The organism is Streptomyces sp. NPDC040405, from assembly GCF_055595765.1.
In genome coordinates this window covers 18,157-29,370 of sequence record NZ_JBVIVI010000031.1, presented here as the reverse complement: position 1 = coordinate 29,370, position 11,214 = coordinate 18,157, and the positions used below count along the sequence as shown (strand labels likewise).

Below are 11,214 nucleotides of genomic sequence, written 5' to 3'. Positions count from 1 at the left end.
GGCCCTGCTTTCATACCTGCTTCGGCCGGAGATCACCCAACCGAGTCGCCACACTCGAACCAGTGATCACCATGACCGATAGAGCAACGGCTTCTTAGCTTGGTGTTTAACCTCGGCGGTTCACCTGACCTGCTGATCTTGGTTCGTTCCTGAGACAGCAGGACGGCCGTTCTTCACGCTTCGAGGTGTCGAGCAACGTCGCGTGAAAGAACGGCCGCTGGTGAAGAGTCTCGCCCCTGAACAGTCCGCTGACGCCGCGTTGGGCATCCTGTCCCACTTTCGTGTCCAGTTCTACGACTGCCTCTACAGCCGGGCGGATGCGCTCTTCGAGCTGACCGACGCGGTGCTGTGCTCGGACGGCCCGGTGACGTCGCTGGTCGAGCTGACGCTCACGGCCGAGCACCGGCGTGGGCACGGAGCGATGTACGACGCGGTCAACCACGGCTGGCTGGAGCCGCGCCGCCTGCGCAGGCTGCTGGCCTCCACGCCGCTGCCGCGTGCCGCCGACGGGCGGATCGTGCTCGCGGTAGACGTGAGTAACTGGCTGCGTCCCGACGCCCCCACCAGCCCGGAGTTGCTGTTCTGCCACGTCTACGGGCGGGGCCGCAGCGCGGATCAGTTCATCCCCGGCTGGCCCTATTCCTTCGTCGCCGCGCTGGAGACGGGACGCACGTCGTGGACGGCCGTGCTGGACGCGATCCGGCTGGGGCCGGCCGACGATGCCACCGCGGTGACCGCCACCCAGCTGCGCGAGGTGGTCACCCGGCTGGTGCACGCTGGGCAGTGGCGGCCGGGCGACGCGGACATCCTCGTCGTCATGGACACCGGCTACGACGTCACCCGCCTCGCCTACGTCCTGGCCGACCTGCCCGTCGAGCTGGCCGGCCGACTCCGCTCGGACCGCGTCATGCTCCGGGACGCCGGCCCACGCCGCTCCACCCCGCGCGGCGGACAGCCCCGCAAGCACGGCGGCGTCCTCACCTTCTCCAAACCGGAGACCTGGCACACCCCTGATCAGGCCACGACGTGCGACACCACCCGCTACGGCACGGCCGAAGCACTGGCCTGGGACCGGATGCACCCCCGATTACAGGCCCGTGGCCCCTGGCTCGACCACTGCAGTGAACTCCCCTTGATCCACGGCACGTTGATCCGCCTGAAGGTCGAGCACCTGCCCGGCGACCGCGACCCGAAGCCAGTGTGGCTGTGGTCCTCGCGCACCGGGATGACCGGAGCGGACGTCGACCTGCGCTGGCAGGTGTTCCTCCGCAGATTCGATCTCGAACATACCTTCCGGCTGTTCAAACAGACCCTGGGCTGGACCGTCCCCAAGGTCCGCGATCCACACACGGCCGACCTGTGGACCTGGCTGATCATTGCCGCCCACACTCAACTCCGCCTCGCCCGCCCACTCGCCGAAGACCTCCGCCGACCCTGGGAGCGACCCGCCGAGCCCCGACGGCTCACCCCCGCCCGAGTCCGTCGGGGGTTCCGCCACCTCCGCGTGAAGACCGCCCGTCCCGCCGACGTGCCCAGACCCTCAAAGCCCGGCCCCGGACGCCCACCCGGCTCGAAGAACCGCAGACCAGCCCCACGTCACGCACCTGGGAAGACCGTGAAAAGAGTCGAAACCCTCACCGAACATGTCCGCCTGAAACAGCAGCGAGGTTAATGATCAAGCTTAGATACCTACCAGGAGCCGCAGAAGGCGCAGCGGACGTACGACGACCCGAACACCACGAGCGGTCGGTCCACCTCGGGTGAAAACTGCTCGGACGTCGGCGACAACAAGGTCCTCTGTGCGGAGGTCGGCAAGGTCGGAGATCTGACCAAGAAGCAGCAGGCGTCCGTGGAGAAACGCCTCCGCAGCACACGGGATGACGCTGATCTCGTCAAGTGGTGCAGCGATGTCCTCTCGGACACCGACTGGTTCAAGCGCACAGAAGCCTGCATGAAAAAGGCGACGCCCCTTTACGGGCACATGTACAGCAAATTGCCGAATGGGCAAACCATCCTGATCGGCACTGCCACGTTCGCTTCTGTCATCCAGATCAAGCTAGATCCGCAGTCGACCACGTTCCAGCAGGAATGGACGCTCCTCCCGGTCGATTTCGTTGACTTCGAGGGCAAGTCGTCCGAGTGGGGCCCTCTGACTGTCATTCCGGAATTCTCGTGTGAGCCGCAGTGCTCCACGAGCGCAGCCATCTGGAGAGGGTTCCCGACGTGGATCACGACCGGGACAGACCTCCACCCTGCTGTTGCCACCTTCACCCACACCGCTTCGGGCACGAATACGAATGACAAGTCCACGGTGAAGATGACGTGGAACTGGTCGATCAGGACCCCCGACACGACAGCGGAGCTGAACCAAGGCGAGATGGGGACATCCACGCCGGACCTGGACATCCGTTGCGACAAGGTGGCCGATCCGGCCAAGCCTGGCTGCGTGTTCCACAAGTACAAGCCGACGTGGGTGATGAACTTCAGGAAGACTCCGGCTGCGGTCGCGCATGCGTGGCTGATCCAGTCGAAGCTGCCCAACCACCCCGGCAGCATTACCGCAAACAAGCCGCTGAAGTACCTGCCCAAGGCGGACAAGAACCAGCACAACCGGGACCCGCAGAAGAACCGGGACGTGATCTGCCCGTCGGGCTGGGCAGCCAAGAACGGGCATCCAGACACCAGCATTGTGACGGACATCGCCCCGAACGACACAGCGTCGTGTGACGAGTTCGCGTACGCCGCCTCGTACAACAGCGGCGGCATGCCAAAGTCCCTGGACGGACTGAACGAGGTCGCCAGCGGAGATGCGTGCGTGCAGAGCTATGCCACTCGTGTGCAGCAGGGCGAGTGGCACCTGTACGACGATGAGCGCAAGGCCGGTCCCACGTGGCAGGAGGTCTGCGGACGCTCCAGCATGTCGAGCTGGATCAACACCACCTCGATGGCCAGCTTCTCTGGCGCCTTCGCCGCCGGGAGCAAATACCACCTCTTGGACACGGACGAGTACTGGGTCAAGTTCCCCGAGTTCGAGCACTGCGACGCCAGCAAGGCAACCGTGAAGTGCACGGTCCCAAAGCCGTAAACGACTGACTGGTGGTCCAGGGGCCCCGCGCGCTCCCGGGCCACCAGCCCTAACGGGGACCGTCGAGTTTGATCATCCCGTCGGGGAACAGCCGTGGATCCCTGGGATCAATCCAGGTCAGCCCCTGGCCGCCGGTCAACACCGGCCAGTCGTACCTGTCGTCCACTCCATCCGGCCGGCGCAGACACCGACCCTCCGCCAGCGCCGCAGCAATCTCCTCCAGCCAGTCCACCAGCGGCCAACCACCCTGCCCCAACGGGTACAGATCGTCTCCACCGTCAACCGACCAGTGCCCCAGGTTGCCGAAGGAGGGCTCGCCCCTACGCGCGTCCACATACCAGCCGGACCAGATGTCCCCAGCCGTCCGCGCGAACGGCACAATGCCAGCCTCCCGCTCCCAGTCCCGCGTATGCATCCGGTACTCATCCACCAGGTCAGCGAGCGGCAACATCGCCATGCTGGACGGCAAAACCCCAGAACCATGGCCCCCGTCGAAACCGTCATGGACCCGATACCAGGCCGCGAGCGCCACCGGGAGCTCCACTCCCATAGCCACCTCCGCCGCTGCGATGTCGGCTTCACCAGCCGGAGGGCGCAGCAAATCAGCCGAAGCAGCAGCGTGCTCACACAGCCACGCCTCGATCCGCCCCCAGGCCACAGCCACTCGTTGCGTATCGTCACTCATGCTGAACACCCTATCGGCCGCAGTCTCCACGACCATGACCATTCGCATGGACGCCACCATCGAGACACCGGCCCCATGGCACGGCAAGATCTTCGAGCCGTCTACGGGCCCGGCTGCCTTCCGGAATGAGAGTTCGGACACACCCGATGCCGGGGCTCGGCAGTTGTCCTTTTAGCTTGGCGTTCCCGAACCAGTCCGGGCCGCGCAATACCCGCGGGCTACGGCTCGCCACGCGGCTCAGAAGCCTCCAGCTCCTTCAGCCGTGTGGCGTATGCGGCGGCGATACGCCCGATCTCCTTGGACTCCACGTCCTGGAGCCGACGCTGGTCCTCCACGCACGTCTGCCGCTGCGTCCCAGTCGCGCAGCATTTCCGCTATTCGTTGATCAGTTCCTGGAGCTGCTGACGGAGGGCGGCGGCAGGTGGGTCGGTGAAGCCGGTGAGGAGGGTGAGGGCTTCGGTGCAGTGTTGGACGGCGTGCTCGGGCTGGTCGTTGTCGGCGTGGGCGTCGGCGAGGTGAAATAGGGTCTGGGCGAGGTTCCAGGGCTGGGGCGGGTCGCGGAGGATGCGGACGGCCGTGGTGTGGAAGTCGATGGCCTCGGACAGGCGACCGAGGGCGCGCAGGGTCTGGCCGATGCCGTCGTAGGCCAGGGCCTGACCGGAGCGGTTGCCAATGGAGCGCAGGAGTGCCTCGCACGCCCAGTACGTTTCCAGGGCTTGGTCGTGCTGGTTTTGCTCCCGCAGCAGGGTGGCCTGTTCGAGGCGGAGCACTGCTTCCATTGCGGGAGATCTGCTGTTTTCCAGTAGTGCCAGGGCTTCGGTGAGACGGTCTCCTGCCTGGGTGTAGTGGCCGGCTTCTCGATCGAGGCGGGCCAGGAGGCGCAGTGCGTCGGCGTGCAGGTAGAGATCGGTTCCGGTCTCTCGGTAGATGGCCAGGGCCTGGCGGGCGAAACGGGCGGCTTGCTGAGTTTCGCCCAGATCAGCGGTGACGAAACCGAGGTTGCACAGCGTCATGCCGGTCCGGTCGTAGGGGCCGTGCTGCTGGTAATGGTCCAGGGCCTGTTCCAGACGGGTACGACTGGCGTCCAGTTCGCGCTGCCACAGGTGGACAAGGCCCAGGCCGTTCGCGGATTCGGCCACGCCGGCCCAGTCGCCAATGCGGGTACGCAGCTCAAGCGCGGCCTCGTGATGTTCGGCAGCCTGCGCCAGTTTCTGGGAGTCCTTGCACGCGATGCCCAGGGTGTTGTGCATGAGGGCCTGGGCATGCTGGTCGCCCAGGCGCTGGGCGGCCTCCAGCCCAATGTGGGCCATCGTCAGCCAGTCGTCGAAAGCACCGCTGGCCACGTGGATCCCCTGCAACGTGGCTGACATCTGCCAGGCGATCTCCTCCAGCCCGGCCTGCGCGGCGGTCCGCGCGACAGCCATGAGATTGGCCTGCTCCCTGTGGTACCAGGCAAGCGCGTCCTGGTCGTCTCGGAACACCAGCACCGGCACCGGGCGGTTCTGCACCGAGGGCAGGATTGAGAGATCGAAAGTCTGAGCTGCCCCACGAGCCGCGTCGGCGGTGTGCAGATACCAGTCGGCCACCCGCTGGAGCGCGGCACGCTGGTCTTCAGGGGATTCCTCCTGGTGTGCCTGGTCAGTGGCGTAGGCGCGCAGCAGGTCGTGGAACTGGTACCGGTCCGCTCCGATGGACTCGATGAGATGGGCGCCGGCCAGCAAATCCAGCAGAGCGTGAACCGGCCGGGGTTCCTGGTCGGTCAGGGCGGCGACAGCCTGCACCGAGAAGTCCGGGCCAGGATGCAGCCCCAGGAGACAGAAGAGGCGAGCGGCGGGGGGCGGGAGGGCGCGGTAGGACCAGGCGAAGACGGTGCGTACAGCGTCGGCTTCTTCCTCGTCGGGGCTAGAGAGCGCCTCCCACAGCGTCGACTCATCCTGCAACTGGGCGGTCAGCTCAGGCAGGGCGAGCAGGTGGTGGGTGGCGGCGCGTTCGGCGGCGATCCTCAGCGCCAGCGGAAGACGCGCACACAGCCGTGCCAATTCGGCGACCTGGCCGGGATCGTCGCCGGCGCGGTATCCGCGGGTGGCTGTGGTGATCAAGTCGGCGGACTCCTGCTCGGTGAGCATGCCCAGGGTGATGCGGCGGGCGCCGTCGCGCACGGCCAGCCCGGACAACCGGTGGCGGCTGGTCACCACCGTCAGGCAGCCAGCGGCGCCGGGCAGCAGCGGGCGGACCTGCCCGACCGTGGCCGCGTTGTCCAGCACCACCAAGACCTGCTTGCCCGCCACCAGCGACCGGTACAGCTCCGCACGCTCCTCCAACTCGGCCGGAACCGCCGATCCGGGAACGCCGAACGCGCGCAGGAACCGCTCCAGTACCGCCGCAGGCGCCAGCGGCGGCCCGGTGTCATAGCCGCGCAGGTTCACGAACAACTGCCCATGCGGGAATCGCCCGCTGATCCGGTGGGCCAAGCGGACGGCCAGCGAGGTCTTGCCCACCCCAGCGGTCCCGGCGATCACTACCACCGGCACCGTCCCGTCCGGACCGTCGCTCTCGTCGGGCAGCAGCGCACCCAGCTCGGCGAGTTCGGCGACTCGCCCGACGAAGCCAGACACATCGCCTGGGAGCTGCCGCGGCACCGGAACCTCCATACTCACCGGGGCCAGGCCGTGGAAGTGCACACCGCCGAGTACTTGCCCCGCCTGCACCACATCACGAGCCGAGCCCGACAGGTCCGACCACACCCCACCACGCACCATCCCGTCCCCCGACCCGCCGGGTAAGGCATTCCCCATCCTCAGTCCTCCCCCTCCACCTGACCGACAGCCACTCCATGACAAGAGCGATAAATCCCCTACCCGTCGCCAACCTCATACACCCCACCCTCTCTGTCACAACGGCCCGCAGCTGTGTTGGATACCGGTTACGGATGTCGACATGCGAAAGGGTGCTGCGGCCGAACGTCGGCCCGCAGCACCCTGATGCGCCCCGCTACGTCAGGCAGGCATCTCGAACTCGCCGTTCCATGTCCCCAGCAGGAACGCCTCCCACTCGACCCGGTTGAACGCCACCATCGGACCACTCCTGTTGCGGGTACTGCGCACGTACGCCAGGCCGTCCTCGAAACGGACCTCCACACACCCGTTTGAGCCGGCACTGAAGCTGCTCTTGAACCATCCCTCGCCCGCTGGCAGGAACACCGTCATCGCGGTCATCGTCTTTTCCTTCCTCCGCGCGGGCCGCTCGCCCTGATGCGGCGCCCCGGCGCCTTGAGCACACCGGTGAACACACAGGTGAGGCCACGGTGAGAGGCACTCACTCACACCTCACTCACCACCAGCCCAGGCACCCGGCAGCGAGACGGGCGGACCGCACGAGCCCCGGCGCCTTCGGCCAGAGACACGACGGGCGAGCTTCGGTGGCTCGCCCCGGGGAACGGTCGCGTACCCATTGCGAGGATGTGGTGACCCAGCCCCGCGCGACGGGTGGCCCGGTAACAGCTGGGGCAGGGGTGCTCTGTTGTGACGAGACGGGCGGTTCGCTCCGGCATTTGCTCCTGTGCGCTTCTGGTACGCGCCCCGTGCGCTGTCCAACGGTGGTCCTGCCAAGGACACGCCACCCCGAGCACCGAATCCGCGTTCGCCGATCCGACCCCGCCCGGGCGCGCGTGACGGGGATCTGGACGGTAAAGGGGCACGCTGTGGACGCCACCGGCACAACAGCAGACGGCGAAGACCCGGTGGACCAGCTCCAGCCGAACGCCCGCCTGCGGGCCGTGCCCGACGCGGCCGCCGGCACTCCGCTACCCGAAGACGAGCCGCACCGGCCACCGGCCGACCGCGCGCCGGAGAACCTGGTCCCGGCGGCGGACGGTCCGGTACGGCAGGCCGCTGAAGCGTTCGCGGCCGAACTGATGCGGCTGCGCACCGCCGCCGAACTCTCCCAGCCCGCCCTGGCCCGGCGCCTGGGTTATCACAGGTCCTACGTCACCCATCTCGAATGCTGCACCCTGGCCCCCACCCGGCCGGTCGCCCGCCAGGCCGACCAGTTCTTCGGCTCCGGTGAGACCCTGACACGCCTCTGGCGCGCCTACCACACCGCCCGCACCGCCAGCCGACGCCCACCGCAGCGCCACCAGCCCGCGGCCAGTACCGAGGAGAGGCCCGGCCCAGATGTCGCGGCCGCACGCGGCATCCCGCACGACGCGGACGAGCACGCCTCCGCCTCGTCCGCCCCCGAGGCCGACAGCAGCGGACAGCCCGGCGTTCCACCGGGGTTCGACCTGCGCGGTGCGACGGGCGTGATGTTCGGCGACGGCAACACCCAGCACATCACCCGCTGACCAGCTTGACCCCCGCCCCACGGGAAACGCCCGCGCTGGCCAGCCCCCGGCTCCGGTACTGGGGGAAGCGACAACCCAGAACCACACCACGTGCCCCGGGGGACAGGCCGTTCCCGGGTACCCGCACCGCACAGTAGGGACCCTGACGGATGGACTTGCGCCGCAGCACCGGCGTGCAGATCGGTGAGAACAACACCCAGCACATCACCTACCAGGCGCCGCCCCGGCCCGCCCCCGTCGCCCTGCACAGCACCCTCCCCCGGGACATCGCGGCCTTCACCGGCCGCGAGGGCGAACTCCACCGCCTCCTGCGCGCAGCCGAGGACGAGCGTGCCCCGGTCATCAGCATCCACGCCGTCGACGGCATGCCCGGCGTCGGGAAGACCGCCCTGGTCACCCACGCCGCCCACCAGCTCGCCGCGCGCTACCCGGGCGGACATCGGTTCGTTGACCTCCACGCCCACACCGCCGGTCAGCCCCCCGCCGACCCCAGGGACGTCCTGGCCACCCTGCTCATTAGCATCGGCATCAGCGCCCAGAACCTGCCCGACGCCCTGGAGGAGCGCGCTGCGCTGTGGCGGGACCAGTTGGCCGACCGCAGGATGCTGCTGATCCTGGACAACGCCGCCGGTCCCGACCAGGTCGAGCCCCTTCTGCCCGCTTCCCCGCAGTGCCTGGTCCTGGTCACCAGCCGACGGCGCCTGATCGCCCTCGACGGCGCCGAACCTCTCCCCCTGGACACCCTGCCTGCCGACCAGGCCGTTCGCCTCTTCACCCGCCTGGCCCGCCGCACCTCCACCGATGCTGACCACGGCGCAGTCACCGAAGCCGTACGGCTGTGCGGCCACCTTCCCCTCGCGATCACCCTGCTCGCCGCCCGCCTGGCTCACCACCCCACCTGGGACCTCACCACCTTCACTGACGAATTCGCCACCGCACAGGACCGCCTGGGTGAACTCGAAACCAGCAACCGCGCCGTCGCCGCCGCGTTCGACCTCTCCTACCGAGACCTCCCTCCCCACCTCCAACACCTCTTCCGCCACCTCGGCCTCCACCCCGGCCCCGACATCGACCCCTACGCCACCGCCGCCCTCACCGACGTTCCCCTCGCCCAGGCGCGACGCCACCTGGAAACCCTCTACACCGACCACCTCATCGAAGAACCCACCCCACGCCGATACCGCCTCCACGACCTACTCCGCGAATACGCCCACGCCCTCACCACCCACGACCCCACCGAAACCCACACCGAAGCCACCCACCGCCTCCTGAACTACTACACCCACACCGCCCAAACCGCCGACCACCACCTCAACAACACCCCACACCCCCACGCCCCCACCGCACCCAACGCCGCGACCACACTCGCCACCCGCGATCACGCGCTCGCCTGGATGCGCGCCGAATACCCCAACCTCATCGCCTGCGCCCACCACACCATCAGCCATACCAAACCCACGCACCTCATCGCCCTCGCCCACGCCATGACCGCCTACCTCCGCCAGCAAGGCCCCTGGGACCAAGCCATCACTCTCCACCACACCGCCGCCCAGGCCGCACACCACACCAACGACCGCCTGGGTGAAGCCGAGGCCCTGCTGGCTCTGGGCTGGGTGCGGCGGCTGTCGGGTGACTATGCAGAGGCGGACGAGCTGGCTGGGCAGGCCTTGGAGCTGTACCGCACCATCGGCAACCACCACGGCGAAGCCGACGCCCTGCTGGCCCTGGGTCGGGTGCGGGAGTGGACGAGTGACTGTGCGGAGGCGGGTGAGCTGGTCGGGCAGGCCTTGGAGCTGTACCGCACCATCGGCAACCACCACGGCGAAGCCGACGCCCTGCTGGCCCTGCGTCGGGTGCGGGAGTTGACGAGTGACTATGCGGAGGCGGGTGAGCTGGCTGGGCAGGCCTTGGAGCTGTACCGCACCATCGGCAACCACCACGGCGAAGCCGACGCCCTGCGGGCCCTGGGCGGGATGCGGCGCATGACGGGTGATGCGGGGGCAAGCGAGCTGGTCGGGCAGGCCCTGGAGCTGTACCGCACCACCGGCGACCGCCACGGCGAAGCGAACGCCCTGCAGATGCTGAGCGGGGTGCGGTGGCACACGGGTGAGGTGAGGGCAGGTGAGCTGACCGAGCTGGTCGGGCAGGCTCTGGAGCTGTTCCGCACCCTCGGCACCCGCCTCGGCGAAGCCAGCAACCTGCAGACCCTGGGCTGGGTGCGGCGGCTGACGGGTGACTACGCGGAGGCCGGCGAGCTGAACAGGCAGGCCCTGGAGCTGTACCGCACCACCGGCACCCGCCTCGGCGAAGCGAACAACCTGCTGGCCCTGAGCTTCGTGCGGCGGCTGACGGGTGACTATGCGGAGGCGGGTGAGCTGGCCAGGCAAGCCCTGGAGCTGTACCGCACCCTCGAGACCCGCTGCAGTGTAGCGATGGCCCTGCTGTCCCTGGGCTGGGTGCGGCGGCTGACGGGAGACTACGCGGAGGCGGACGAGCTGAACAGGCAGGCCCTGGAGCTGAACCGCGCCACCGGCACCCGCCTCGGCGAAGCCGACGCCCTGCTGGGCCTGAGCTCGGTGCGGCGGCTGACGGGTGACTACGCGGAGGCAAGCGAGCTGGCTGGGCAGGCCCTGGAGCTGTACCGCACCATCGGCAACCGCCAGGGCGAAGCCGACGCCCTACAGGCCTTGGGCCGGGTACATACCGAGTTGAAGAACTTCGCCACGGCGACCGATCTCCTCGCCCGTTCACGGGCCTTCTTCGCGGAAGTCGGTGACCCGCAGAGAGAGGCGGAAGCACTGAACAGTACAGGCGCCTTGCTCGGCCTATCCGGAGAGCCGCAGCGGGCGCTTGCCACCTACCAGCAGGCTCTCCTCCTGGCGCGTCAGGTCCGTAGTCCCCTGGATGAGGCAAACGCCCTTGAAGGAAAAGCCCGCTGCCAGGCATACACGGACATGCAGTCCGCGATCGCCAGTCTCCGCGAGGCCGTGTCCATTTACAAAAGCATCGGCGCCGCTGAGACACCCGCCGCCACCGAGTACCTCATCCATCTGGAATCCGGACAAGGCGGCTGGATTGATACCGCCGAGGGTAAGTAGGGGC

The 11,214-nt window shown here is 68.2% G+C and carries 7 protein-coding genes; 4 read left to right on the top strand and 3 right to left on the bottom strand.

All coding sequences use genetic code 11. The features are described 5' to 3' along the window. Nucleotides 1-259 precede the first annotated feature (259 nt). Nucleotides 260-1,672, top strand: a complete 1,413-nt coding sequence (locus ACZ59A_RS44645) for an NF041680 family putative transposase (RefSeq protein ID WP_470971556.1) — start codon at nucleotides 260-262, stop codon at nucleotides 1,670-1,672. A 177-nt stretch (nucleotides 1,673-1,849) separates the two neighbouring features. Beyond that, nucleotides 1,850-3,085 carry a hypothetical protein gene (locus tag ACZ59A_RS44640; RefSeq protein ID WP_470971551.1) on the top strand — a complete coding sequence of 412 codons (1,236 nt, stop codon included), beginning with the start codon at nucleotides 1,850-1,852 and terminating at the stop codon, nucleotides 3,083-3,085. A gap of 49 nt (nucleotides 3,086-3,134) precedes the next feature. Here ACZ59A_RS44640 and ACZ59A_RS44635 read toward each other — a convergent pair whose 3' ends face one another. The 3 genes from ACZ59A_RS44635 to ACZ59A_RS44625 all read right to left on the bottom strand — a co-directional run bounded on the left by ACZ59A_RS44635 (nucleotide 3,135) and on the right by ACZ59A_RS44625 (nucleotide 6,985). Then, nucleotides 3,135-3,770 carry an SMI1/KNR4 family protein gene (locus ACZ59A_RS44635; RefSeq protein ID WP_470971549.1) on the bottom strand — a complete coding sequence of 212 codons (636 nt, stop codon included), beginning with the start codon at nucleotides 3,768-3,770 and terminating at the stop codon, nucleotides 3,135-3,137. Nucleotides 3,771-4,144: 374 nt separating this feature from the next. Then, nucleotides 4,145-6,565 (bottom strand): ATP-binding protein, encoded by a 2,421-nt coding sequence (locus tag ACZ59A_RS44630; RefSeq protein ID WP_470971546.1) that lies wholly within the window; start codon nucleotides 6,563-6,565, stop codon nucleotides 4,145-4,147. 201 nt (nucleotides 6,566-6,766) lie between these two features. Continuing rightward, the gene (locus tag ACZ59A_RS44625) at nucleotides 6,767-6,985 is read right to left on the bottom strand and encodes a DUF397 domain-containing protein (protein WP_470971544.1); all 219 of its coding nucleotides are present in this window, start codon (nucleotides 6,983-6,985) and stop codon (nucleotides 6,767-6,769) included. A 485-nt stretch (nucleotides 6,986-7,470) separates the two neighbouring features. Here ACZ59A_RS44625 and ACZ59A_RS44620 point away from each other — a divergent pair, with 485 nt between their 5' ends. Beyond that, nucleotides 7,471-8,112, top strand: coding sequence for a helix-turn-helix domain-containing protein (locus ACZ59A_RS44620; protein WP_470971541.1), 642 nt, complete (start codon nucleotides 7,471-7,473; stop codon nucleotides 8,110-8,112). 149 nt (nucleotides 8,113-8,261) lie between these two features. Next, nucleotides 8,262-11,210, top strand: a complete 2,949-nt coding sequence (locus ACZ59A_RS44615; protein WP_470971539.1) for a tetratricopeptide repeat protein — start codon at nucleotides 8,262-8,264, stop codon at nucleotides 11,208-11,210. Nucleotides 11,211-11,214 lie beyond the last annotated feature (4 nt).